Raw genomic sequence first — 25,229 nt, 5'->3', positions numbered from 1 at the left:
TAATTATCGATTTTTTTGACATTTAGTAAAGCACAACTTTGACCAATTTTAATAGAATCTTGAAATCTGGCAATAATTTGCTAACTTAGATAGATTTTATTATAGGAAAATACCACATCATTAGAAGTTACAGTTTCTCCATTTTATTATTTTAATCATGCTTTTAATTTAATAATTATTTGTTGTCCGTCTCTAGAAAATTCCCAAGATTAAGCTAAATCTGCTTCTAATTCTCCTGTGACAACATTTTCAATAATTAATGGTTCATAAATATAGCTAAAAAATTTATATACTGAAGGATTTAATGGATAGTTAAAATTAGAAGTATTACTATGTATAGATATAAATAGAAAAGATTGATAATTTGATGGTATTCGTTGAAATCTTTTAAGTATAATTACCACAATAATTGTAACTTAAGATTATTGCTATAGGGTAGTCAATATTTAGTGAGTAGTTGATAATCTTAACTTTATTTCTTGACCATCAGATACTCTTATATAGCATTTCTTTAAATATATGAAGTACATTTTTATGTCTTCCTCGCCCCCCTTAAAAAGCTATCCTTTGAGGAGAGAATAAGCGCTAAATTACGAAATTATCAAAAAACCTATTTTTACAATACATCTACTCTTCCGAAATATTTATTAAATTGCCTAATTATAACTTCTCTCTTTTTTCACATTTTATGTTAATAAATATCTTTATAAACCATGGCTTAAAAAGAGGAGAGCCTTCAAACTCCCCTTTTTTAAGAAGCACAGGACTTACACAAAAGATAAAGTTATATACCAAAATTAGGGGTTAACCACCGGAGTGCTCCACAACATGAAAATCCCTACTATATATGTTGGTGGCTGTGTAATTTAAGTCTAGGAGGATAAAATATGCCTCATTAGTAAGCATTTAGCTGTCAGCTATCAGCCTAGTTGGAAAATTTAACCTCCAAGAAGAATTAAAAGTCCCACACGAAAAAGATGATCAGCAATTCCTTTATAATTTATTACTTTCATGGATATTTTTGCACAGCATGATCTAGGAAAAGCGCTCGAGCTGACTGCAGCATTGCTAAATGCTTACCCTCATTAAACAGAGAAATACTATATTTAGTTTTAAGTAGTCAAAGGAAAAAATAAATTATCAATTAATTTCCACATCTTTTTCATTTTTATAGTTACTTAATCAGAAATTTGCAACTCATATAAATTCCAAAATCCTCCACTTAGCTCAGTATAATTAATACCTTTAATTCTATTTCTTATAGCATCAAATTCCAGAGGATTTACCATATATATAAAAGGTAATTCCTCAGCAATAATCTGTTGTGCTTGACCATAAAATTCCTTTCGTTTATCTTCATCAAAAACTTGAGATGCTTGAATATAAAGATCATCTATTTGTTGTTCCCAGTCATTTACTTTCCAACCTTCTATTTTTTCATCTCCCGGTTGAGGTCCTTGATTAAAAGTATGTAATCTACCATTTACAGACCAAATATTATAACCACCATGAGGTTCGATACTTCCTCCTGTAAAACCTCCGAGATAAGCATCCCAATCTTTGGATAATGTGAGCTTTCTTACATAAGTATTAAAACTTAAAAACTGCATATTTATTTTAATACCTAATTTTGCCAAATCTTGATTAATTTGTGTTGCCATTTGTTCCCTGACTTTCCTCCCTGCACTTGAGAGTAAAGTAAATTCTACTTGGTTACCTTCACTATCTAATAACTCACCATTTTGATTATATTTAAAACCAGCACTAAGCAAAAGTTTTTTAGCTTTTTCCGGGTCGTAATTATAAATTTTTAAACCCTCTTCTGGAGATAAATAAAAAGGACTTGTAACAGGAATTGGAGAATACTGGGGCGCACCTAATCCACGATATATATTATTTGTCATAGCCTCTCTATTAATACCATAGGCCATCGCTTGTCGAAAGGCTTTATTATTAAACCATCGAGATTTAATCGGGTCTACCAATGGTTTTCCTTGAGCATTTTTCCCTTGATTTATATTAAAACAAATAAAGCTAGAAGTAGATGTCGGACCACCATTATATATAGTATATTTGCCTCGATTTTCTTCTCGTTTTAACAGAGGAAACATTTCTGCTGCTACCTTAATTGTATCTAGTTTTCCAGAACGAAAATTTAATAGTTGATTATCTGTATTTTCGATTACTTGCCAAACAATATTTTCAATATAAGGCAGATTATTTCCCTGGTCATCTTCGCGCCAATAAAAAGGATTTTTTTCTAAAATAATTCGTTGATTTGGAGCATAACTTTTGAGGCGATACATACCATTACCAACAATTTCTGTGACTGGGGTATCAGTTCCCCATTTTGTTAGATAGTTTAATTCTCCTTCCGAGTTAGTAGTACTAACTGATTCTTTTAAAACATGAGCAGGTAAAATATTTAACCCTCCTGCATATCTGAGAAAAGGAGCAAAAGGTTCGGGCGTAGAAAATTCTACACGGAGATTATCAATTTTTTTTACTGTTGGTAAAGCACCACTTTTACCAATTCTAAGAATGTCTTTAACGCTACTAGGAATTTTATCATTCAGATATATTTTGTTATAGGAAAATACCACATCATCAACAGTTAAAGGTTCTCCATCTGACCACTTTAAATCTTTTTTTAAAGTGATAACTATTGTTTGTTCATCTTCGGAAACTTCCCAAGATTCAGCTAAGGCTGGTTCTAATTCTCCTGTCACACCATTTTCAATAATTAAGCCCTCATAAATATAACCAAAAACACTATATGCTGACTGATTTAATGGATAGTTAAAAGTAGAAGTATCACTTGGAGTAGAAACAACAAAACGAGATTGATAATTTGATGTTGCTTGCCTACAAGAACTCAGGAAAAATATTAAAATAACTGTGAATAAAATTGCTAATTTACGAAAATAGTTTTGTTTAATATTAAGTTGAATCATCTTTAAGTAACTGTCAGTTTATTTATTAATTTACTTATAGCTAAAGTCTGTTTTAATTGCGCATTTGATTTTTTTATTTATCATAATATCATTTGGAAACAAGTTTATAATATGAAATTTTCTAAGGCTTACTTCCTAAATTCATATTCTAGCACTATTTTGTCACTCTTGATAATAAGTAATACCAAGTATGGTGACTTAAAGCTATCTTTTATTCTCTCTAAGCCTATCTCATATTTATAGTATAGCCAATCTTTTCATCGATATAAATATACTCTCAAAACTGCATTTAGTATGGTGAAACTACTAGCAAATATAGCTGTTTTCTTAATAAGAATTACAATTATTTTTTTTATTAGTTCAAGTTTACAGAAATAATATTAGGCAGAATAATTTATTTGAAACTGAAAAAAATGAAGAGATAATTATTTTCTTTAGAGTTGATGTCTTTCACCAACGATGTTGCTCTATCAGCCCTTCGGTATAATGACTCGAAATTAATCTTTTGTACTCATGAATTTCTCAATGTAGCCAACAATGACCATAATAAAAATTGGATAATAGTTAGTATGGCAGATAGCTGTGATCCTGAATTCGTTGATATTGTTGCTCAGGTGAAGAATGCCACTAATGAAATTATTTAACCCAAGGGCAAGTTCTCCAGGAGATAATTAGTCAATTAAAATTGTGATGCGGAGATTATTAATTTTTTTTACTGTTGTTAAAGCATCACTTTTACCGATTTTGAAAACGTCTTTAAAGCTATTAGGAATTCGTATTATCTTAGCTAAGTTTGAGGCTGAAAATTAAACAGGTGCACTCTACTCTTTTATTAAACTAAAATCTAAACTAGAGCAAGCTGGGTTTTGAGACTCCACAACTTCCACAAGAACTGCTTGACCAGCAATTTCTCCTTCTGGATTAAATTTAAGATGTTCTCCAGAGGTTTCATTAGCTGGAACATTTACCTCTTTAAGTTTTTCCAACACTTTAGACCTGGTGGGATCATCGCCAGAATTAGATAACGCAGAAATAAAAGCCTTAGTTGCATCATAACTAGTAGCAGTGCGCCAGCCAACCTCCTCCTCCTCTCCCCACTGCTCTTTTGCTCTAGCTACAAACTCTTTTGCTGTATCTAATTGTTTATGCCACGGTATTGATAAAATCAAACCTTTAAGTGGTTCCCCACCTTTGTCTAAGATATCACAATTATAAAAACTATCACCAGCAATTAATTTTAATCTTTGGCTTTCTGGCAATTTAAAATTAGCTTTAGCAACCTCTATTGCTAAGTCAATTGTTCCTATGTTTGCAAATAGCGCTCCAGCTTCAACTTGGTTATTGGCTGCCACCCGAACTTCCTTATTGAGATCAAAAGACGATTGTTTCAAATCTATACTTTTAACCTTTATGTCAGGCTTCAAAGTTGTTAAGTAAAAATCAAAAAAACCATTGATACTTTTACTAAATGAACTTTCTTTGTTATAAAAAATCACAATCTTTTCTATAGATCGAAATTTGACATATTCAGCTAGCTTTTTACTTGCTACAGAGTCATCAATCACCGTTCTAAAAAAAGTATCACCTTTTAATTCTATACTTGTGCTAGTAGAAGAAATAACTGCCAATTTTTCTTTTTGATATACTTCTAATGCTGCCTTAGTAGCATCACTATAATTATGTCCTATTACCCCTAAAATTTCTTTATCTCTGACTATTCCTTGAGCTACTTTTGGAGATATTTCATCATCATTACTGTCATTGACAATAATAATTTCCAGTAATCTACTATTTCCTGAGAAATAGTAGTTTTTATTGTATTCATTTTGTGCCTGAGCAACACCTCGCAAAATTGCTTTAGCTCTTTGACTGTTCTTATCTGCTGGTACAACTACAGCTATTTTTAAAGGATTATTATTATTCTCGCGAGCTAGAGAATTGTTATAGTAAATCAATGGCTCTGGGTCGTTGCGATTAGAATTTACAAATTCTTGAAAACAACTAACTGCTTCTTTGTAATTAGAAACTTTAAATTTTACATTACAACTTATAAACTTAATATTATCATCTGTGTTGTTATACCAATCAAACATTCTTTTTTCGCCACTGCTAAATCTTTCTATTTCTAGCTGATCCAGCTCTGATTTTCCGAGTATAAAATCTGGATCTTGTTTAGTTTTTAATCCCCAAAATATTCCTATTCCAATCAGCAGAGGAGCTGCTAAAGCTGCTGTCAAAAATACATTACGAATTGGAATTGTTTTAGACTTCTTACTGACAGAAAATAGAGCATTTTCCTTGTCTTTAATATCTTTAAGTTTCTCTTGAGCTTCCATATTGTATGGTTCGATTTTTAGGACCGTTTCGTATAGCTTTTTAACTGCACTTAACTTTGTCTCTATAGAACCATTTTCTTGAATTAAATGATCACCATAACCAAACAATAACTCTATGTATTCCTCTTTCCCACGTTGTGAATGAATTTTATAAACTCTCTCGTATAGTTCTAATGCTGCCTGAAATCTTTGCTTTTTTTTGTATCGTGCAGCCAACCGGAATAAAGCACTAAAGTGGTTAGGATTAAGTTCTAAAGCCATATTATAATGCTCTAACTCACGATCTATATCCCCTCGTATCCGCCATTTATCAGCTCCTTCGTAATAATTATTAGCTTCATCATCAAGCTTCTCCAATTCCCATATTTCTGAGCGTAGTGGATAATATTTGATTAACCAAAGACGAACAAACTCAACTGTAACTTTGTACCCAGATGGATCTAAAAAATCATTTTCACTCAAAGCTTGTTGTGCCTGAAGTAGTTGCTCACGAAGTAGTTGTTTTATTTGAACTCCATATCTTTCAAGCAAATTGAAGAAGTTTTCCGGAGGTGACTGAATTTGCTTAACACTCTCTTGAGCTGCTGCTACTGCTGAAAATAAAACTCTTTCTAGTCTCAGCAAACCTCCCCGAAACCAATCCAACCCTCCTTCGCTTAACTCCATAGCCTTCTCGATCGCCCTGCCTACATCACTCTCCAAAATCTCACTTTTTTCCTCTTCCCGTGCTTGTACAAACACAGCGTAACATATAGCTTGTGTAAAGTAAGGATGGCCCGCTGAAAGTCGAAAAATTTCGTTTATTGCTCCCTCATTGTATTGCAGAAATTTTCTAGCAGGTTGTGTAATCAACCTTTTCGTACTTACTCTTTCTAGTAATCCTATTTCCTGCTTAGGCGCACCCTTAAACAATCTTAGAAGTTTCGGCATATCATCTAGTCGCCTTCCCACAACAGGAATAATAAAAAGTTGCTTTTCCTCAGACACAATTGTCTTTAAGTATCCAAAGAAATCTTCAAATGTTGAGTCATTATTGTTGCCTGCAAATACATCAAACTCATCCAGTAATAATACTAAATTTTTACTCCCCAATTTTTGGACTATCGAATGCAATAATTCTCTGAATTCATTGGGATCTTTTTCTAAGCCTTCAAGTGAAACTAAATCAATACTATGTGTGGTATCTTCCGAATTCTCAAAAATTTCTTGAGCAACTTTTTGGATAATATAATGGAAAATTTGATCGAGAGACCATTGGAATTTATCTTGAAAATCTAACAGAATAAAAACAAATTGATTATCCAAACGTACCTGTTTAGGAATTTGCTTTAATACAGAAGATTTACCTATACGTCTTTGACCATGTAGAAGAATAATTCGTTGATTATTATTCAAATTATCTTCAATAACACGAAACAAACTTTCTCGACCAAAAAACAATTTTGGTTCATCAATAGAACCACCAATATTATAAGGATTTCGCCAATTTTCTGTAGATGTCATATTCATTATTAATTTTTATCCCGATTATATTTTTACCATTACCAATTAACATAATTTTTTTTTCAACATCTAACAATATATAAATTAAGTAATTATAAAAACTTTGCGCAGTACGTTGCTAGCTTACTTACCCATTTCACAACAGATTTTATAGCTTCTTTGTTTTCTGACAAATACTTAATCACACTTGTTACTTTTTTTACTTGTTTATGACTCATCAAATTGAGAAATACTTTCTCTCTCTCTTTAAGTGTTTCTACATTAGTATTTTCAACTTCTTTAATTACCCACCACTCCATAATTGTTGAAGAAAATAAATAACCTGTATTTTCTTGTTCTCTATTTCCTTTAATAACTCCCCTTTCCTCTAAATCTATTAATTCTCGAGATTTCTGACTAAAAATAACATTAATATCACCTAAATTATAGCGTTTATTTTGTACGCGACCTTCTAAATTAGATAAAGAAACTAACATTAATAAAGTCTGTTCTAACTCATTAGCAAGTTGCCATGTGCCTTGAAAAATATGGTCTGTTGCTGTTATCAAATCCCTGGTAAATTTCTCAGCACTAAGTGTTTCTTCAGACCGCACTTTATCATAATAAAGAAATCCAGCATTTTGTAGTAATAGTGGATTTCCGCCAGCAATTTCTTGAATCCCATCACATAGTCCAGGTGGCATGTCCATTTTACTAAGCAAAATCTCGACCTCCTTTTGATTCAATGGTTTTAATGGTTGAAATGCATAATGATTATGCCAAGGAGATTTCTCTGGTGTCAGACCAGGACCAGTTTCACTTAGGCGTCGCAATGAAGTCACAATCATTGATAGATACTTTCTCTCTGAGCAATGATATGCCAAATTCCGACACTCACTTAAAAATATTTCTACCTCAGTTTCACTATACTGAGAATGGAAACGAAAAGTCGCATCATAATCATCTAAAAGTAGCACTAAAAATTTATTTTGCTCACCTAATTTTTTCAACACAAAACGTAGGTAATCTTTAGTTATTTTTGGCTTTTTTAGTAAATCTTGAATTATAGGTTGTAGGATAGAATTATCTTTAGTTTTTTCTCTAATTAAATTAATAATCCTGCGCCAGAAACTAGCAGGCGTGAAAGGATTAATTTCTTGGCAATTTAGATAAATAATTACCGCTTCAGATGGATTTATATTTTTTGAAAGCCAGACTTCTTCAGACGTCAGAAGCTGAAGGAAAGAAGTTTTTCCCATACCAGGACCGCCCCAAACAGCCAAATTACTGCGACGATATATTTAGTCAAATGCGATCGCGATTAAACTCTTGCGCCCCACAAAATGTTCTGGAGCAACTGGCTGACCTACAGTGAAAGGATTTCTTAGATATTCCATTATGTTTTAACTTTAAAATTTGACGAAAGAACTCCAGATCATTCTAGTATTTTCATTATTATGCTTTTCTGATCTCAGTATATTTCTGTAGCAAAACCACCGCATAAGCAGCAATACCTTCTTCTCTGCCCACAGGACCTAATTTTTCATTAGTAGTAGCTTTAATACTAACCTGATCTGCTTCTAGCTCTAAAGTAGTAGCCAAGCGCGATCGCATTTTCTCTATATGTGGTTTCAACTTAGGACGCTCTGCCACCACTACCGAGTCAATATTACTAATTCGCCAGCAAACACCCCTAACTAAATCATTAACACGCTTCAATAAATCTATACTATCAGCCCCAGCCCATTGTGGATCGCTGGGAGGGAAATAATGGCCAATATCTCCCAAACTTAGAGCCCCTAACATTGCATCCATAATAGCATGAGTCAGAACATCCGCATCACTATGGCCAATCAGCCCCATTTCATGGTCAATTTTAATTCCTCCCAAAATCAATGGTCTTTCTGGCCCTAATTTATGAATATCGTAGCCATTACCTATACGAACGTTCATATTCTTAACTATTACCTAATAGAAAATAATTATTTAACTATTGTATGATATAATTTTTTAAAGGTAAAATAGTATTATTTAAATTAATTTAATTGGTATTCGAGGTAAGTTGTGAACATTTCATTCACTCAAAAAGTAGTATTAACAGATAATTTTTTTCTAGCAGAAGATGAAGGAGGAATTTTTATAGTTAATGCTCAACAGGAAGGTCAAGATTTTCTGTTAGATGATGTAGCAGCTCAAATGTTATTTGCCTTAGTAGGATCTGATTCTATTCAAGAAGCTTATGAAGATATTTTAGAATTAGAAGAAGTCGATCCCGAGGTGTTCAAAAATGATTTGTTAGAATATATTGAAGATTTAAAAAATGATGGAATCATCAAAATAATCCACCAAAAAGATAAACTTTATCAAGAAGATATGGTTTCTTAATAATAAAGTCAGAAGCCAAAAGTAAAAAAAATTTTTGAGCAATGGAAATTAGGAAATGACTAAAAGTAACTTGAGTATAAATTATCATTACTGAAAGCTACAAATTAGTCTTACAGGGGATATTCTGCCTTATTTAATCTCATAAATATCAAAATCTGATTAATATAGTGATTAATTATTCAATCTAATTTTTTGAGAAAATATCAAGAGAAGTTTGTCGAAAAAATTATTAAAATCCTTAAATAAATCTTTCAAAATCATTATTTATAGAGCAATTTATTAATAATCTAATCCAACTTTTTAGTATTACCTCCTGAAACCCAACCTATACGATCGCTCCCATCATCTACCCGAACTTTTTGCCATCTCTTATCAGAACTCTCTTCAAGAACTATAACTTTCTCCTTATAAGAAATACCTCCAATACGAATAGCATTTCTACTAGGAGTATCGCGAAGAATTAAACCAATAGGTTCTACTACAACAGCTCTATAAGTTCCAGTCTCTAACTCATTTTGATTTTCTGATTTTTCATTGCTAGTAGCTAAAATTGGTTGAGAAGACTTAGCAACATTTTCCACTACAGGTTTTTCATTTTCAAAGATTGGTTTTTCAGGTATTTTTGTGAGTTTAGCCGCAAAATAGAGAACTGCTGTTGCACTAGCTCCAGCTAGTAAAAGTATTGCTAAAATAAAGCCTACTAAAAACTTAAAAAATGCATACAAATTCATAATTTTTCAGTGTCTTTCTATTAAAACTTACCTTTAAAGCCATCATATCTAGAAGCAAGACGGGCCTTACCAGCCGCAGCCCAATCTTGTAAAAACTTAATTTGTTCTTCAGCAGTTCTAGCTAAAGGAATAATTTGACTAGCAGACTCCAAAATATCCTCAGTAGTAAACTCACGATTTTGACTAAACCCAATATGCATAGCTTCTATTAAAGACTGTTCTATTTCTGCACCAGAAAAATCTGGAGTTTCATAAGCTAGCCGCTCCATATCATAACTCTTAATATTATAAGGTCGTAACCGAGATAAATGTACTTCAAAAATAGATTTTCTTTCCTTCTGATTAGGTAAACCCACAAAAAATATTTCATCAAACCTACCCTTTCGTAATATTTCTGGCGGTAAAGATTGAATATTATTAGCAGTAGCTACCACAAAAACAGGAGATATTTTTTCAGCTAACCAAGTAATAAAAGTACCAAAAACTCGACTCGTAGTACCTGCATCCCCTTGACTTTTAAACCCAGCAAAACCCTTATCAATTTCATCTATCCAGAGAACACAAGGCGCCAAAGCTTCAGCAATAGAAATCATCTGTCGGGTACGAGACTCCGACTCTCCCACCAAACCTCCAAATAAACGGCCCACATCCAAACGTAATAAAGGTAAATGCCAATGATGAGCGATCGCCTTAGCAGTAAGAGATTTACCAGTACCCTGTATTCCTACCAAAAGTAAACCCCTAGGATGAGGCAAACCATATTGCCTAGCTCGTTCAGAAAACGCCCCTCCCCGTCGCAATAACCAATCTTTGAGGTTATCCAAACCCCCAATATCAGAAATATTTTCATGAGCAGGATAAAAGTCCAATATTTGAGTTTGACGAATAGTTTGGCGTTTTTCTTCTAAAATTAAATCAACATCATCAAGCTCTAATTTTCCGTGAGTAGCGATCGCCCTAGCCAAAACTCTTCTAACTCGTTCTAGAGATAATCCAAGAGAAGCCCGAACTACTTCATCTAATAAACGTTTTTCCACATATTGACCCATAGCCACTAAAAGACGTTCTACCTCTTGGGAAATTTCTTGACTATTTGGTAGTGGGAATTCTATAATTGTAATAACTTCATTTAAATCCTCTGGAATAGATATTTTAGGAGCTAAGATTACCAAATTTTTAGGTTGAGACTTTAACTTTTTTGCCAAATTCCTCAGCTTCCTTGAAATAGAAATATCCTCCAAAAATCTTTGAAAATCTCGCAATATAAATATTGCCGGAGCTGACTCCGGCAACTTTTCCACAAGTTCTAAACCTTGAAGAGGATTTCTTTTTCCCCAACCTATATCATTAGGATTATTTTCATATCCTTCTACAAAATCCCAAATATATACTGCTCTGTTACCTTGTTTTTTCGCTAATTCAGCAATTGTCTTTTCTACTCGTTCTTCCTCCCTTGTCTGGACATAAATTATTGAATAGCACGAACGTAATAGTAGTTCAAACTCTGCTTGAAAATTCATAATATTTTTTTCAGTCGCTATTTACAGCAAGTTGCAGGTAAGTTGCAGGTAAGTTGCAGTAAATATTAATAATAAAGTCTTTAATTTATTAAGATATTGCTCACCATCGGTTGAGCTCATACTATATGAAACAAATACTCAGATAAATTTAGCTTGTTGGGAGTTCACAAAACATTTGTACAGCCTGTTTTCTACAATACTAACTAATCTGATATCCCAATAATTAGTTATCAAAAAAATCTCCCTTCTCACCTTTTTTTTCTGTTTCCTGCCTTCCTTTTAATTTCATAATTAACAAGCAACTTTAATATTAAACTATCAACTATTATTCAGTTGTTTTTTTACCGCCTCTAAAGCTGCCCATCGACTATCTAAAACCGATGATGAAGTATTCGTACCAGATAATTTTATCCCTTGGCAATTATTCTTACATAACTTTCTTGAAGGAACTTCTAAACAAACCTGTTCATATACCCATTTTTTGGGGTTAAAATTTCCCTCTGGAGGCAAAGTTTCTACTAAATGTTCCACAGAATTTTCCGCCTCTATGTGGAATAACTCTTTTTGAGTTGTAACTTTATTTAACCAAATTAACTCCTTTGGATTAATCACTAATTTATAGTTATACTGTTTTAAACATCTATCACAAGTGAGGGTAATAATTGTTTCTGATTTTCCTTTAACTTCCAGATAATTTCCACAATGAGTTACTTGTAAATAACCCCTAACTGGACTCAGTGTTTCCAAATCTAATATAAACTCTTCAAACCTGATAAATTCAGTCTGATTGTTTTTTTTCAATAGACTGGGAATAGATATTAATTCCATTTAGCTTCACCTCACTCAATTCATAACCAGAAATTCAGAATTCTTAATACAGAATTCTGAATTTTCTGTACTCAAATTAATAATTTTAATCTTTACAAATCATATTTTTTTCCCAATTATTATAATTTTTTACTAGTTTCTAATTTTCACTACTAAACGACGGTCCGGTTCCTGTCCATGGCTGTAAGTTTCTAGGTCTTCACAGTCCTTAAGCATAGTATGTATTTGACGACGTTCCGTAGAAGATAGAGATGTTAATTCATACTCCTGACCAGTCAAACGTACTTTTTTAGCTGCATACTCAGCCATTAATAATAGTTCTTCTTGGCGACGAGCTCGATAGCCTGCTATTTCAACAGTATAAGCCAAATGTTGTTCTGAATTATCATTATTTATATTCAGAATTGTATTGGTGAGGTACTGGATAGCATCGATTACTTTACCATCAACTCCAACTAAAACAGAAACTTGTTCTTGTGTCAGGTTAGTTTGATCTATAGTCAGCCAATAAGAATCTTCTTGTTGTTGAGCTATGACTTTTGCGGGAATTTTTGCTAAATTTAGCAGTTTCTCTAGCCATTGCTGTCCTTCATCTAACCCTTGATAATTATAAATATCGCTCATTACTAGCATTAAGCTTTCTTCTTAGAACGTCCTGGTTCAAAGGGCAGTGCTTGTCTTCCCTTTCCTATTTTTGTTGTTTTTGGTTGTGACTCTTCTACTAATTTCTGAAGATTTTCAGGTAATGGTTCTTTGGATAAGATATATGCCTGAATAGTTTGAAATATGTTAGCTATCAGCATATAAAGTAAGACACCTGCAGGAAGAGGAGTAAACAGAAATATTCCTGAAAATAAAATTGGAGTAATTTTGTTTATAGAGTCTTGATTTGGATTAGCATTGTTAGCTCCAGGTCCTTTACCTGATATTGTTTGGCTAGCATATATACTAACTCCAAAACCAATCACCATAATTAATATATCCCAATGAATGTTCCCATTCTCATCAAAGGCGCCCACACGACCCAAAGCTTTAATAAATAGAAATCCTTTATTTGATGCAATTCCTGGTATTGTACCTTGAATTGTAGCTTCCCCTGGTTCTAAAGCTACTAAACTACCATCTTGATCTATTTGAACTCTTTCAGCACCTTTGGTTACAGTCCATAAAGGCTTAATTTCAGATTGATTATATTCCTCCATGAGAGTATTTAAAGACTTACCCTCTACTGTTTGAAATTCAACTTTAGTTTTATCTCCAACAATTAACTTATCCCCATTAGGACTCAAAGCCAAAATTTGGTAGTGAACACCATCATTAATATATATATTTTGAGGTGAAGTTGTATAAGCTTGTGGTTGAATTCGTTCTAACTGTTCTTGAGGAAATATTTGTAAATCTACAGTATAATTAATATTAGTAAAAGGTGAGCCACGCAGAGTAGCAAATAAAGCAAAAAGTATAGGCATTTGAAATAGCAGAGGTAAACATCCTGCTAATGGATTAAACTCTTTCATCAGTTTACCCATTTCTTCCTGCTGTTTTTGGGGATCATCTTTATAACGTTTTTGAATCTCCTCTTGTCTTTTCTTCATCAAAGGTTGCGTAACTTTCATCTTACGCATATTCCGAATTGACCCAGCATTTAATGGGTAGAGACTTGCACGAATTACAAGAGTTAAGGCTACAATTGCTAAACCATAGCTTGGTACGATCCCATAGAAAAAGTCTAAGATCGGTAGCATTATGTTGTTGGAAATAAATCCTATACCAAAATCCATTATTTTATGTTTACCTTGGGGCTGGTTATATTTCTAATTTTGACGATTTTAAATTATTTACTACTACTAATCCCAATATCTAGTTAACTATCTGTAAATCCAATAATTTATCAGTATTTTATCTGGATTAATATTATAGTAGCTAATTGAAAAATTTATCTACTAATAATTAGTTAAATTCCTATCAATTAGTAGTACTATCCGCTTTTTGAGTTTTGGCCACTATTTTTTCAGTTATGTAATCTTCAATTTCTCTAAATCTTGGTATTGCCCTTAATTCTAAGCGAGTACCATTTCTCAGAGTAATTGCTAAATCACCCCAAGCACCTAATCCTCTAGGTACTTTTGCAACTTTTATAATTTCTGAGTAAATAATATCTGTACGATCTTGTCCCATCCAGCCACCTGTGACTGAAACTCGGCGATTAGTAATCCGATATCTTAACCATAAGGCCCGAACAACAGCCGCAACCGTTAGAGGAAGGCCAATGATTGTCAGGCCAATTAATAAATTAAAGATTAAATCTCCTATATGGGGGCCGCCCTCATAGAAGGCTTCCTCTCGAATACCCATGCAACACCTCCACTTGTGCCAATAACTTCTCTAATTGTTGCAGAAATTCATAATAATTGCACTGTTTGGCTGTTGGTTTTACTACTATTACTAGATCCCATCCTTTTGATATATACGGCAACATTTGTCGTAAAGCTGCCCTAATTTGGCGTTTAATTCGATTTCTGACTACTGCTCCTTTATTCACCTTTTTGCTAATAGAAATTCCTATGCGGGTAGGTCTGTCAGGATATAATTGATCTGAGTGTTCAATTAATTGAGGCTGTTGCATATGACGCAGAGCCCTTAAACTTAGATGAGAAGTATTCTTACGAATTCCTTTCTGATATACAGCACTAAAGTCTTTATGATGACGAAGCCTACTTTCATCTGGCAACATGGTAAGATTTTCTAATATTTTTCCACCAATCAGAATTTTCTGTAAATTTCTAATATACTGCCAGACGCTCACGCCCTTTTTTCCGACGAGCTCTAATTACTGCTCGGCCATTTCTCGTACGCATCCTTACCCTAAAACCAGATACTCTTCTCCTCTTTCTACAGGTACCATGTAAAGTCCGCTGAGTCATTTTTCTCTACTCCTTAACCATCAATATAATAATTTCAAATTCACGATCCCTAATCATAGCATAAATATCTAGATCAAGTTAATTCTTAACCATAACTTCTATTGCTGAAGTATTTATTTACTCTATACTCAAAAGCCATGTGCCAATATAACGTAGTAAAGGTACATCTCCAGGAGTCCTAATATTAGCATTAAAGTGATACATTCCCCCAAATCTGGGGTTTTTGACATTGTGGAGAACTACTTCGATTTTATTACCAGCCGGAATTGGTTCAGAAGGATAAATTTCTATAAAATTATCTTCTTGGTTCCATACTACATCATCTATAGGTATTGACTCTGGTTTTTTAGAGTTTCCTGTCCCAACACGAATTTCTATTTTATCAGTATCAAATATACCTTTATAATAATTAGGATAAGAAATTGATAACTGAGCAACAGCTAAATTTAATTTTTTGGCTGGTATTCTTAGTCGATAACGATCCCAACTCCCAGATTTACCAGAATCTAAACGGAAGTTTAACTGATTTTTCTGTTCTGGCCCACCAAAGAGTGTAAAGCCTGGCATTCCCTGAGCTAAACTTGCCATTGAGAAGCCTGTTAATAAGCAACTGCTAACCATCAATGTAGAAAGTATACGTTTCATAGATTTTTTTTTACTTGAAAATCTCCTTATTAAGACTTTATCAAGATTTGATAAATAAACAAGATTTAATAAATAAATAGGTATACAAGGAAATTGCTTAACCATATTAGAGTTGTTGGGAATGGGAATTAAGGAAAAAAAATGGCTAAAACCCTAACCCTTATGAGGTTTATAGTAATCTGATCGATCTAAAATTATCAAACCTTTCTAGATTAAGCTTTTGATAATTTTAATTTTTCCCACACCAAACAACTCTATCAAATTTTATCAAGTAACTTGAAGCCTATCTAGAAATTTGATTTGAGAGTAAATTTATATCTTGTTAAATAACAATAAATTCTAACACCTACCTATCTTATGTAACTAAAAAAAATACCCTCTCACAAAGTTAGTTGGATATTTGGTATGAAATCATGAATATGACTTAGGGTGTCAAAATCTTGATTTTGACACCTATCAACAAAAATCTCATACCTAATACCCCCTTGAAATTAATTGAATGGAAATTTGTTAAATATTTTACAGCAGTTTTTATATAGGTAGACCACAGTAGAAACCTTGTATTAGGGCATACCTAGAAGCTTTTGGTTATGGCTATGTAATTCATCAATTTGAAAAGTGCTGTAATAATGATTTTGGGAATTATAAAGTAACCATTTTTTTTAGCTGGCCACTTTGAATTCATAAGATAAGTTAAAGATAGCAATGAGCAACGAAATATAAGCCTGATAATTTTAGATAATAAGCAAATAGTAAAAAACTATAATCTAAAGACTGCTTTAAGGGAGAATTTATGAAAATATCGGTAGCTAAGGAAATTTTGGTCAATGAATGTCGTGTGGCCTTAGTTCCTGATGTTATAGCCAAATTAGTTAAACAAGGGCTAGAAATACAAGTAGAAGCAGGTGCAGGAGAAAAATCTTTTTTCTTTGATAGAGCTTATGAACAAGCTGGAGCAAAAATCATTTCTGATAGTAATGCTCTGTGGGGTAAAACTAAGGTGCTCCTAAAAATTGGAGTACTAGAGGAATCAGAAGTGGACAAATTACGGGAGGGCAGCATTGTTATTAGTTTCCTCAACCCCCTAGGAAACCCAACTATTGTAAAGCGTTTAGCTGAAAGGAAAGTAACTGCATTTAGTATGGAGCTAATTCCTCGTACTAGTAGAGCACAAGTTATGGATGCTTTATCTTCCCAAGCTAATATTGGTGGATATAAGGCGGTTTTGCTGGCGTCTGCTGCTTTACCTAAGTTTTTCCCAATGTTAACTACCGCAGCAGGTACTATTAAACCTGCTAAAGTATTAGTGATGGGGGCAGGAGTTGCTGGTTTACAGGCGATCGCTACTGCTCGTCGTCTTGGTGCTGTAGTAGAAGCATTTGATATCCGTCCAGAAGTTAAAGAACAAGTACAAAGTTTGGGAGCAAAATTTGTAGATGTGAGCCTCAAAGAAGATACTGTTGCTGAGGGAGGATACGCAAAAGAACTTTCCGAGCAAGCTAAACAGCATACTCGTGAAGTTCTGACACAGCATGTTGCTGTTTCAGACATTGTCATTACCACTGCTCAAGTTCCTGGTAAAAAAGCACCATTGCTAGTAACTAAGGAAATGGTAGAGCAAATGAAACCAGGAACAGTAATAGTTGATATGGCAGCTGGACAAGGAGGTAATTGTGAATGTACTCAACCAGGTAAAGATGTACAGTGGAATGGCGTGACTATTATTGGTCCTTTAAATTTACCAGCAACTATGCCAGTTCACGCTAGTGAATTATATGCTAAAAATATTTCTGCTTTACTCAAGTTGATGATTAAAGATGGAGAACTCAATCTTGACTTTGAAGATGATATCATTGCTGGTGCTTGTGTTACCCATGGAGGTGAAATTCGCAATCAAAAAGTCAAAGATGCTCTAAGAGTTACTATTGGTGGTTGATCAAAAAAGTATTAAGTGATCGGCATTCAGCAGGAGGGTTTTTTATTGTTAAGAAGGAGATTTTCACAAAGGTAGACTACAAAAAACTTCTGCACTCTACCTTTTACTTTATGTCTTTTTCAATTAAAATATCTGTATTTTTAAATAATGAAAACTGCTATAAAGCTTTCCCAATAACAAAAAAATCAATAATTAACTTTAAAAAAAACAATGAGTGAAACATTAATTGCAGCTTTATTTGTATTCGTCTTGGCTTCATTTGCCGGATTTGAGGTTATTAACAAAGTACCGCCAACTCTGCACACACCCCTGATGTCTGGAGCTAATGCTATTTCAGGAATTGCAGTTTTAGGGGCATTAATTATTGCTGGTGACAAAGATTGGAATGTCACTGTAATTTTAGGTTTAATTGCTGTAGTCTTTGCCACCATTAATGTAGTTGGTGGCTTTTTGGTAACGGATAGAATGTTGCAAATGTTTAAGAAGAAGGAGGCTACATCATGACTGACTTTATACCAACTGGAATTCAGTTAAGCTATCTGGTAGCGGTATCTCTATTTTTTGTAGGCCTGAAAAAGCTGGGTTCTCCAGCTACGGCCCGGAATGGTAATTTGTTAGCATCAGTAGGAATGTTGATTGCTATTGTAGCAACCCTACTAGAAAAAGAAGTTTTGAACTATGAGATGATTTTATTGGGTATTGTCATCGGTTCAATTATTGGAGCGATCGCTGCAGTGAAAGTAGAAATGACTGCCATGCCTCAAATGGTTGGTTTATTCAACGGTTTGGGTGGTGCTGCTTCTGCAATGGTTGCAGTCGGTGAATTTTGGAGGTTTCTAGCTGTTGGGAGCTCACCCCCATTACCCACTACTATTACGGCATTACTAGGGGTATTAATTGGTGGGGTAACTTTTACCGGCTCCTTAATTGCTTTTGCCAAACTACAGGGAATTATAAGTGGTTCTCCGATTACTTTCCCATTGCAACAACCTGTTAATGCTCTATTATTTGGTGGGTTTATTGTTGCCAGTGTTTATATGTGTGTCACACCATTTAATGTACCCGTATTTTTGGCATTGCTAGGTGTGTCTTTGGTATTAGGTATAATGTTTGTGGTTCCCATTGGTGGCGGTGATATGCCAGTGGTAATTTCTTTGTTGAACTCATTCTCTGGATTAGCTGCTAGTGCTGCTGGTTTTGTGGTGATGAACAATATGTTAATCATCGCTGGTGCATTAGTTGGTGCTTCTGGTATTATTCTTACAGTTATCATGTGTAAGGGTATGAACCGTTCCTTAACTAATGTACTATTTGCTGCATTTGGTACTGGTGAAGGTGGTAGCGTTGCTGCCGGTACAGGTGGCAAGACTGATAATACGGTTCGTAGTATTGACCCAGAAGAGGGTGCAATGATGTTGGGTTATGCTCGCTCTGTAGTAATTGTGCCTGGTTATGGTATGGCCGTTGCTCAAGCTCAACATTCTGTCCGGGAATTATCAGACCAGTTGGAAGGATTAGGGGTTGAGGTTAAATATGCTATTCACCCAGTTGCTGGCCGGATGCCTGGACACATGAATGTATTATTAGCAGAAGCAAATGTCCCTTATCCTCAATTATACGATATGGATGACATCAATCCTCATTTTGACCAGGCAGATGTGGCCTTAGTGATTGGGGCTAATGATGTGGTAAATCCGGCAGCTCGTGCGGACCAGAATAGTCCTATATATGGAATGCCAATTCTAGATGTAGATAAGGCTAAGCATACTATTGTGATTAAACGCGGCCTCAGCACTGGTTTTGCTGGAGTGGACAATGATTTGTTCTACAAGGACAAGACTATGATGCTGTTTGGCAGTGCTAAGGATATGGTTGCTAAGTTGGTTTCTGAGGTCAAACAACTTTAATATTTAGAATAACTTATTCTATTAATCCTGCCCTATCTATATTTAATGAACAATGCTGAATGCTTCTGCAAGTGTTACTCAGCAAGCTATTGTTCAGTTTTTAATGGTTATCATATTATATATAATGATGTGATAACCTTTTTTTATCAATCTTAGAGCTTCATAAAATGTTTCAATGTTATAGGAGTTCATGTATCTTCACAAAAATATTTGAATATTTAGTATATCTTGTGTTAGAATATATAGTGATAATGAGAAAGAGATCGGTTGTAATGTTTGTTCATATTGAGGGTTACTGTCCTGTCGTTATTGGCAAGCTTCTCTCCGAAGTCTAAATCTCTACACATCTCTAAATTTGGGAGAAAATCTATGTCAATTTATGTAGGTAACTTATCCTACGATGTCACACAAGATGACTTAAGCGAGGTTTTTGCAGAATATGGTACTGTCAAGCGGGTTCAGTTACCAACTGACCGAGAGACAGGGCGTCCCCGTGGCTTTGGATTTGTAGAAATGAGCAGTGAAAATGAAGAACAGAAAGCTATTGAAGCACTTGATGGTGCTGAATGGATGGGTCGTGATATAAAGGTTAATAAGGCTAAGCCTCGTGAAGATCGTGGTTCTGGTGGTAATCGGCGCAATAGTCCTAATTATTCACGAGGAGGTAAATTTCAATAATTCTTCACGAGAAGACCGAGACCGTGGTAGTCAGCAGCAGTGATAGGGATATGAGTCCTGATGTTTATAGTTTGAGATATGAAAGGCGTTGCTTCTTCAAGGTATGAAAATCAAAACTGAATAATTTCAAATACTTGTTATTCAATAGTTTAGTAACTGCCAAAAAATACAAATCATACCCACCCATCAGCAACGCCGAGATATGAAACTACTAATCATGCTACGCTCTAACAAATAAAGTAGTTAGGAGTGCCGGCGCCAGGCCACGCTTGTAGCCCCTCTCATGATAACTCACACCGCTATCCTGGTCAAGCAATTAACTTCTATGACTGCCAAAAGCCAAGGCGACATATGTAGTAAAAGTGTTTACAAGATTTTCTTGTAAACATTGAGAGATAACCCCCGACCATCTTGTAGTTTATATATTTTCACAGAAATTTCTGAATGTTTAGTATCTCTTGTGTTAAGATATGGGATGACAATGAGAAAAAGATCGGTTATAATGTTTGTTCATATTGAGGGTTACTGTCCTGTCGTTATTGACAAGCTTCTCTCCGAAGTCTAAATCTCTACACATCTCTAAATTTGGGAGAAAATCTATGTCAATTTATGTAGGTAACTTATCCTACGATGTCACACAAGAGGACTTATCTGAGGTTTTTGCAGAATATGGTACTGTCAAGAGGGTTCAGTTACCAACTGATCGAGAAACAGGACGTCCCCGTGGCTTTGGATTTGTAGAAATGAGCAGTGAAGAAGAAGAACAGAAAGCTATTGATGCACTTGATAGTGCTGAATGGATGGGTCGTGATATAAAGGTTAATAAGGCTAAGCCTCGTGAAGAACGTAAACCAAGCAATCGAAGGGATCCCGGTGCCGGTGGAAGATATTAAGCCATTTATTCTGTGAATATAAAGTACTGATACTACCTTAGCAGTGAGTGTTAAGCATCTGGCTGATAAGGTTTATAGTTTTGTAGCCAAAGTTAGTAACCATACTATAGTCTAATACGCCAGAGTAGTTAGAGGTTCTGTCTCTAGTTAACGATGAGTTTTCCCCTATTTTGATAAATAACTGCTAGTCTAGTCAAGCAATCAACTTCTATGAGAGCCCACAACCAAGATGAAATATGTAGTAAAAGCTCAAATAAGAAAACTTTGTTAACATTAGGATCTCTCCCCTCAGTAGATAAAGTTCTACTGTACATACATTACTAATAGAAAAGTGTTAGCACTCATAATATCTGTTAACCAAATGTAATTTAATTTTCTGATACGTAAGTTTTTGGCCAGGGATGATATTCTCTGGCTATTTTTTTTATGGCTATTTTTTAAGATTGGTCACGACATACCCAAAGGCACTATACGTCAGATCAACTCAAAAATTAAGTAGCTAGGCATGAAAAAGCTTGGCCATATTAAGATTTGTATACTGACTTCAAGCTCATCTACAGAGTTGATTAGAGGTGAATTTACATGTTGTTACATAGCAATCAATTTCAAGACCAACTTACTTGGCTGTTTTTAATCCGCTTGGTCAAGTCATTGTAGCAATGAAACCTGAATCATTTATAGCCCCAACCATTGTCACATTTTTTCTTTGATTTCGGTCGGCGTTTATTATTGATCCTTTCTCATGCAAGGCTTCTGGCATATATTCTATTAATTACCTAATTTTACCCTGTTTCGTTAAGAAAAATCAGGTTTCTGAGATCTATCAATGGTATGTCTTATTAAACTAGATATTCTTGAATCAGTCGCAGAACTTAAAAAATATTATCTTAACAGATAGCAATTATTGTTCAAGCAAAAAGCACAAGCATTATATTGGTTAAAAATAGGAGCAGCAAATACCCTTGAATATATATCAACATTAGACTTGTCGCTAAATAAGATCTTAAAACTAGGAAAATAATATTGTCAAATTTTCCGCTGTACCCACTAACCTAGGCTACTATCAAGTAGAAATTTCAGAGTCCTACAGCAGCTAACATAAAGCGATCGTCTAAATCTTTCATCCGATTTCATTCTTATTGTTGTTGTTTTCCTTACCAAATACTACACAAAACCATAAGGAGTGCCGATAGTATTCGCTCTCAAGTTTCCATTTTTTACCTCCTACCCGAGGGATATCTCTCTTGCATCTCGTATCTCAGCTGAGGTGGAGCATTACAATTTCGGGCGTTGCCTAATTACGGCATTTTTGTGAGGTGAAATGGTTGGTTTGCCTCTCCGCTAGCTAGCTACTTTTTAAAATTTGTACTTATCATCAGCACTATCCCTATCAAACTTGGAAAATCTTACCTTCAGCTTCGGATATGTAAGTCTCAAAAAACTTCGTCATCATTAACATAATTAGTTGTTACCACAGCTGTGACACATAACAATTTCTCCTATTGCCTAATCTACTCCCAAATGCAACTTAAGTAGAGTCAGGCGCTTACCTAGACAATAAACCATGGTTTTCCATTTTCCCTGACCATGTAATTTTCTCTGGACTTTGGCCTTATTTTATTGTGCAACTTACTGCTGTAATATTACTCTAATTTCTCTTTTTTGTACAACAAAGCTCCATACTAATATAAATTAAAATAATAAAACTATCTAAACTAAACCACTTAAAATGCGTTCCTACTCATTAATTGCTCCTGGCAAAATTAATCTGTATCTGGAAATTATCGGCGATCGCCCAGACGGTTATCACGAATTAGCAATGGTCTTGCAAAGCATTAGTCTAGCAGACAAAATACATATTCGTTCGATTGGCATTGAGACTATTGTAGTGCGATGCGACCATCCTTTAGTGCCTCAAGATGTAGACAATATTGCTTACCGAGCAGCTTCCCTGATGAGCAAAGAATTTCCAGAAGTATTTGCTCGATACGGAGGTGTTGAAATTACTATCAATAAGTATATTCCTATGGCAGCCGGGTTAGCAGGAGGTTCGACAAATGCAGCGGCAGTATTAGTTGGTCTAGACTTAATGTGGGAACTGGGTTTAACTCACAGGGAATTACAAGAGTTGGGAGCACGGTTGGGTTCAGACGTTCCTTTCTGTATTGGTGGGGGAACTGCATTGGGAACGAGGCGAGGTGAAATACTTTCTCCACTGCCAAATTTAGACCATATTTATGTGGTTTTAGCTAAATACAAAAATCTCTCTATTTCTACACCTTGGGCATATAAAACTTATCGTCAAAAGTTTGGCCATACTTATATTAGCGATACAGAAAGTCAGAAAAGTAGTAGGCAAAGAGTACATTCTGGACCGATGGTATCGGCGATCGTTGAGCACAACTATAAGGAAGTTGGTGAACTATTGCATAATGATCTAGAAAAGGTGGCTTTGTCAGAATATCCCCAATTATTAAAATTAAGGGAGGCTTTTGCCTCGGAAAATGTATTAGGAACTATGATGTCTGGTTCAGGACCAACTATGTTTGCTTTAACAGAATCTCAATCTCAAGCAGAAGAAGTGAGGGCAGCGGTAAAAGAGAAAATGGCTGACCCAGATTTAGAATTTTGGATAGCACAGTTTAATTCTAGTGGTATTAGTATTGCACATTAATATTAGGAGTCATTTGAAGAAATAAGCTCTTTCAGTTATTAGTTATTAGTACTAAGGGAACTCAGCAAAGAATTGAAATATGTATGGCATTTTATTCATCCCTTGAAAAGGATAGATTTGAGACTTTATTTTTTTGTTATGAGTAATATCAAAGATTATGTTTTTTTTTATGGTGATTATAAATAATTAACAATGGTCGGTTTTATTGACGTTAGGAAACTCAAAAAAAATAGGTAAAAAAACAAAAATTTTATTATAGCTAATGCAGCAATAAAACCTATGAATATATATTTTTGAAAGGCACATTTAATTAAAAGGTAATTATTATGTTTAAAACTATATTAAAACTTAAAAAACAATTCCAACTCAAGACAACTGAGAATAACTAATGACTTTTGAATTTTAACAGCGTTAGAGACTGGTTGTAAAACAAATATTAAGAACGGCCTGAGTTTTTAGTACCAAGCTTTCCTAACATCAATGTAATCATTGCAGTCTAAATAATAGCTTTACTAATCTTAGATAATTGTTCATAGCTCATAGCTAAAGGTCGGTTCTGAACGAGCTATGGAAAAGTTTTCTCTACTACCCATCGTCTAGCTAAGACTTCAAATTCTTGAGTATTAACCTTGAGTATTTCCACTCTTCTAAAATCAGGTCTGCGATCGCCATAGCAAATTTTGGTACTCTATAACCAGACTCAGTCTAGACTAATTCGTCCTTCTGGAATATTTACACCCTGTTCCTAGACCAGGGCTGTAGACCCTAATGGTCTCCTATATTTGCCTCACTTATTACTACTTCTAGTAGTCTTCCTTGAGTATCAACCAAGATATTACCCTTAGGACTTTTTACTTTTTTACCACCATCTACGAAAGTAATTTGACACAGTTTACCAAAGAGGTAGCTCCTGGGGCAAAGAACACCAATAACAAGCAGGCTAAAGGATATAGAATATACCATTTACTACTTTTTTGAGATTAGCATTTGGTTTTGGCCTTCGTTGAGAGAGGTTTTGGTAGCAGAGGTTGGAGTAGTTACCACTGGTGAGAGTTTAGAGCCCTAACTAAAAATTTTCGGGACATTTATTTGATAGTGCTCATTGTTTCCATTTTTCCTAACTTCAATACTTCTTCATGGCCATCTTTAGCTTTTTTTGACAAACAGTCTGTTATGAGCAAATGTTTTATGTTAAAAAAGCCAAATCAATTGAATTAATTGAATGAATTGTTTATATGGCATTATCTTTAAGATTTAGCCAAGATAGAGAACCTCATGATCTAAATTATGGCGAGGTATAGTAAATATTGGTTAGCTACACTTGGAGTTAAAGTAG

The 25,229-nt window shown here is 34.4% G+C and carries 22 protein-coding genes; 8 read left to right on the top strand and 14 right to left on the bottom strand.

Annotated features, from left to right (window positions below; genetic code table 11):
* Positions 1-209 precede the first annotated feature (209 nt).
* Together TERY_RS33945 and TERY_RS22820 are read right to left on the bottom strand one after the other, a co-directional pair.
* Positions 210-404 carry a hypothetical protein gene (locus TERY_RS33945; RefSeq protein ID WP_155994589.1) on the bottom strand — a complete coding sequence of 65 codons (195 nt, stop codon included), beginning with the start codon at positions 402-404 and terminating at the stop codon, positions 210-212.
* A 774-nt stretch (positions 405-1,178) separates the two neighbouring features.
* Complete coding sequence (locus tag TERY_RS22820; RefSeq protein WP_011613999.1) at positions 1,179-2,954, bottom strand: ABC transporter substrate-binding protein; 1,776 nt, start codon at positions 2,952-2,954, stop codon at positions 1,179-1,181.
* Positions 2,955-3,397: 443 nt separating this feature from the next.
* Between TERY_RS22820 and TERY_RS22815 the strand changes: the two genes are divergently transcribed.
* On the top strand, positions 3,398-3,598 hold the full coding sequence (locus TERY_RS22815; RefSeq protein WP_044137026.1) for a hypothetical protein: 201 nt from the start codon (positions 3,398-3,400) through the stop codon (positions 3,596-3,598).
* Positions 3,599-3,775: 177 nt separating this feature from the next.
* Here TERY_RS22815 and TERY_RS22810 read toward each other — a convergent pair whose 3' ends face one another.
* The 3 genes from TERY_RS22810 to ispF all read right to left on the bottom strand — a co-directional run bounded on the left by TERY_RS22810 (position 3,776) and on the right by ispF (position 8,725).
* Entirely contained in the window at positions 3,776-6,799 is a 3,024-nt protein-coding gene (locus tag TERY_RS22810; protein WP_011613998.1) for an ABC transporter substrate-binding protein, read from the bottom strand.
* 86 nt (positions 6,800-6,885) lie between these two features.
* Complete coding sequence (locus tag TERY_RS22805; protein ID WP_370496163.1) at positions 6,886-8,055, bottom strand: NACHT domain-containing protein; 1,170 nt, start codon at positions 8,053-8,055, stop codon at positions 6,886-6,888.
* Between the two features lie 172 nt (positions 8,056-8,227).
* Positions 8,228-8,725, bottom strand: a complete 498-nt coding sequence (gene ispF, locus TERY_RS22800) for a 2-C-methyl-D-erythritol 2,4-cyclodiphosphate synthase (RefSeq protein ID WP_011613996.1) — start codon at positions 8,723-8,725, stop codon at positions 8,228-8,230.
* Between the two features lie 111 nt (positions 8,726-8,836).
* Here ispF and TERY_RS22795 point away from each other — a divergent pair, with 111 nt between their 5' ends.
* Positions 8,837-9,157 (top strand): PqqD family peptide modification chaperone, encoded by a 321-nt coding sequence (locus TERY_RS22795; protein WP_011613995.1) that lies wholly within the window; start codon positions 8,837-8,839, stop codon positions 9,155-9,157.
* Between the two features lie 287 nt (positions 9,158-9,444).
* On the opposite strand, the gene TERY_RS22790 is transcribed toward TERY_RS22795, so the two are convergent.
* From TERY_RS22790 to TERY_RS22755, 9 genes are all read right to left on the bottom strand, one after another.
* Positions 9,445-9,888, bottom strand: a complete 444-nt coding sequence (locus TERY_RS22790) for an SH3 domain-containing protein (protein WP_011613994.1) — start codon at positions 9,886-9,888, stop codon at positions 9,445-9,447.
* Positions 9,889-9,908: 20 nt separating this feature from the next.
* The gene (locus TERY_RS22785; protein ID WP_011613993.1) at positions 9,909-11,408 is read right to left on the bottom strand and encodes an AAA family ATPase; all 1,500 of its coding nucleotides are present in this window, start codon (positions 11,406-11,408) and stop codon (positions 9,909-9,911) included.
* Positions 11,409-11,726: 318 nt separating this feature from the next.
* A complete protein-coding gene (locus TERY_RS22780) occupies positions 11,727-12,236 on the bottom strand; it encodes a YceD family protein (protein WP_011613992.1) in 510 nt (169 codons plus the stop codon).
* Between the two features lie 132 nt (positions 12,237-12,368).
* Complete coding sequence (locus TERY_RS22775) at positions 12,369-12,869, bottom strand: R3H domain-containing nucleic acid-binding protein (protein WP_011613991.1); 501 nt, start codon at positions 12,867-12,869, stop codon at positions 12,369-12,371.
* On the bottom strand, positions 12,869-14,017 hold the full coding sequence (yidC, locus tag TERY_RS22770; RefSeq protein ID WP_011613990.1) for a membrane protein insertase YidC: 1,149 nt from the start codon (positions 14,015-14,017) through the stop codon (positions 12,869-12,871). Before yidC ends, TERY_RS22775 begins: the two co-directional genes overlap by 1 nt.
* Positions 14,018-14,201: 184 nt before the next feature.
* Positions 14,202-14,591, bottom strand: coding sequence for a PH domain-containing protein (locus TERY_RS22765; protein WP_011613989.1), 390 nt, complete (start codon positions 14,589-14,591; stop codon positions 14,202-14,204).
* The gene (gene rnpA, locus TERY_RS22760) at positions 14,563-14,970 is read right to left on the bottom strand and encodes a ribonuclease P protein component (RefSeq protein WP_044137024.1); all 408 of its coding nucleotides are present in this window, start codon (positions 14,968-14,970) and stop codon (positions 14,563-14,565) included. Before rnpA ends, TERY_RS22765 begins: the two co-directional genes overlap by 29 nt.
* Before the next feature lie 49 nt (positions 14,971-15,019).
* On the bottom strand, positions 15,020-15,160 hold the full coding sequence (gene rpmH / locus TERY_RS29020; protein WP_011613987.1) for a 50S ribosomal protein L34: 141 nt from the start codon (positions 15,158-15,160) through the stop codon (positions 15,020-15,022).
* A 117-nt stretch (positions 15,161-15,277) separates the two neighbouring features.
* A complete protein-coding gene (locus TERY_RS22755) occupies positions 15,278-15,805 on the bottom strand; it encodes a DUF2808 domain-containing protein (protein ID WP_044137023.1) in 528 nt (175 codons plus the stop codon).
* A 793-nt stretch (positions 15,806-16,598) separates the two neighbouring features.
* Here TERY_RS22755 and TERY_RS22750 point away from each other — a divergent pair.
* The 6 genes from TERY_RS22750 to ispE all read left to right on the top strand — a co-directional run bounded on the left by TERY_RS22750 (position 16,599) and on the right by ispE (position 23,893).
* Entirely contained in the window at positions 16,599-17,741 is a 1,143-nt protein-coding gene (locus TERY_RS22750; protein ID WP_011613985.1) for a Re/Si-specific NAD(P)(+) transhydrogenase subunit alpha, read from the top strand.
* A 210-nt stretch (positions 17,742-17,951) separates the two neighbouring features.
* Entirely contained in the window at positions 17,952-18,245 is a 294-nt protein-coding gene (locus TERY_RS22740) for a proton-translocating transhydrogenase family protein (RefSeq protein WP_011613984.1), read from the top strand.
* Positions 18,242-19,648 carry an NAD(P)(+) transhydrogenase (Re/Si-specific) subunit beta gene (locus TERY_RS22735; RefSeq protein ID WP_011613983.1) on the top strand — a complete coding sequence of 469 codons (1,407 nt, stop codon included), beginning with the start codon at positions 18,242-18,244 and terminating at the stop codon, positions 19,646-19,648. Before TERY_RS22740 ends, TERY_RS22735 begins: the two co-directional genes overlap by 4 nt.
* 369 nt (positions 19,649-20,017) lie before the next feature.
* Positions 20,018-20,326 carry an RNA-binding protein gene (locus TERY_RS22730; protein ID WP_011613982.1) on the top strand — a complete coding sequence of 103 codons (309 nt, stop codon included), beginning with the start codon at positions 20,018-20,020 and terminating at the stop codon, positions 20,324-20,326.
* 599 nt (positions 20,327-20,925) lie between these two features.
* A complete protein-coding gene (locus TERY_RS22725; RefSeq protein WP_011613981.1) occupies positions 20,926-21,219 on the top strand; it encodes an RNA-binding protein in 294 nt (97 codons plus the stop codon).
* Positions 21,220-22,948: 1,729 nt separating this feature from the next.
* Positions 22,949-23,893 (top strand): 4-(cytidine 5'-diphospho)-2-C-methyl-D-erythritol kinase, encoded by a 945-nt coding sequence (ispE, locus tag TERY_RS22720; protein ID WP_011613980.1) that lies wholly within the window; start codon positions 22,949-22,951, stop codon positions 23,891-23,893.
* Positions 23,894-25,229 lie beyond the last annotated feature (1,336 nt).

Origin of the sequence: Trichodesmium erythraeum IMS101, from assembly GCF_000014265.1 — a bacterium.
Lineage (GTDB): Bacteria > Cyanobacteriota > Cyanobacteriia > Cyanobacteriales > Microcoleaceae > Trichodesmium > Trichodesmium erythraeum.
Note: the sequence above shows the minus strand (reverse complement) of the source record. Positions and strands in the feature narration are given on the sequence as shown.

Coding starts and splice junctions, on each gene's coding strand:
- TERY_RS22820 (WP_011613999.1), bottom strand. CDS start 2,954: ATGATTCAACTTAATATTAAACAAAACTATTTTCGTAAATTAGCAATT.
- TERY_RS22815 (WP_044137026.1), top strand. CDS start 3,398: ATGTCTTTCACCAACGATGTTGCTCTATCAGCCCTTCGGTATAATGAC.
- TERY_RS22810 (WP_011613998.1), bottom strand. CDS start 6,799: ATGAATATGACATCTACAGAAAATTGGCGAAATCCTTATAATATTGGT.
- ispF (WP_011613996.1), bottom strand. CDS start 8,725: ATGAACGTTCGTATAGGTAATGGCTACGATATTCATAAATTAGGGCCA.
- TERY_RS22790 (WP_011613994.1), bottom strand. CDS start 9,888: ATGAATTTGTATGCATTTTTTAAGTTTTTAGTAGGCTTTATTTTAGCA.
- TERY_RS22785 (WP_011613993.1), bottom strand. CDS start 11,408: ATGAATTTTCAAGCAGAGTTTGAACTACTATTACGTTCGTGCTATTCA.
- TERY_RS22780 (WP_011613992.1), bottom strand. CDS start 12,236: ATGGAATTAATATCTATTCCCAGTCTATTGAAAAAAAACAATCAGACT.
- TERY_RS22775 (WP_011613991.1), bottom strand. CDS start 12,869: ATGCTAGTAATGAGCGATATTTATAATTATCAAGGGTTAGATGAAGGA.
- yidC (WP_011613990.1), bottom strand. CDS start 14,017: ATGGATTTTGGTATAGGATTTATTTCCAACAACATAATGCTACCGATC.
- TERY_RS22765 (WP_011613989.1), bottom strand. CDS start 14,591: ATGGGTATTCGAGAGGAAGCCTTCTATGAGGGCGGCCCCCATATAGGA.
- rnpA (WP_044137024.1), bottom strand. CDS start 14,970: ATGTTGCCAGATGAAAGTAGGCTTCGTCATCATAAAGACTTTAGTGCT.
- rpmH (WP_011613987.1), bottom strand. CDS start 15,160: ATGACTCAGCGGACTTTACATGGTACCTGTAGAAAGAGGAGAAGAGTA.
- TERY_RS22755 (WP_044137023.1), bottom strand. CDS start 15,805: ATGAAACGTATACTTTCTACATTGATGGTTAGCAGTTGCTTATTAACA.
- TERY_RS22750 (WP_011613985.1), top strand. CDS start 16,599: ATGAAAATATCGGTAGCTAAGGAAATTTTGGTCAATGAATGTCGTGTG.
- TERY_RS22740 (WP_011613984.1), top strand. CDS start 17,952: ATGAGTGAAACATTAATTGCAGCTTTATTTGTATTCGTCTTGGCTTCA.
- TERY_RS22735 (WP_011613983.1), top strand. CDS start 18,242: ATGACTGACTTTATACCAACTGGAATTCAGTTAAGCTATCTGGTAGCG.
- TERY_RS22730 (WP_011613982.1), top strand. CDS start 20,018: ATGTCAATTTATGTAGGTAACTTATCCTACGATGTCACACAAGATGAC.
- TERY_RS22725 (WP_011613981.1), top strand. CDS start 20,926: ATGTCAATTTATGTAGGTAACTTATCCTACGATGTCACACAAGAGGAC.
- ispE (WP_011613980.1), top strand. CDS start 22,949: ATGCGTTCCTACTCATTAATTGCTCCTGGCAAAATTAATCTGTATCTG.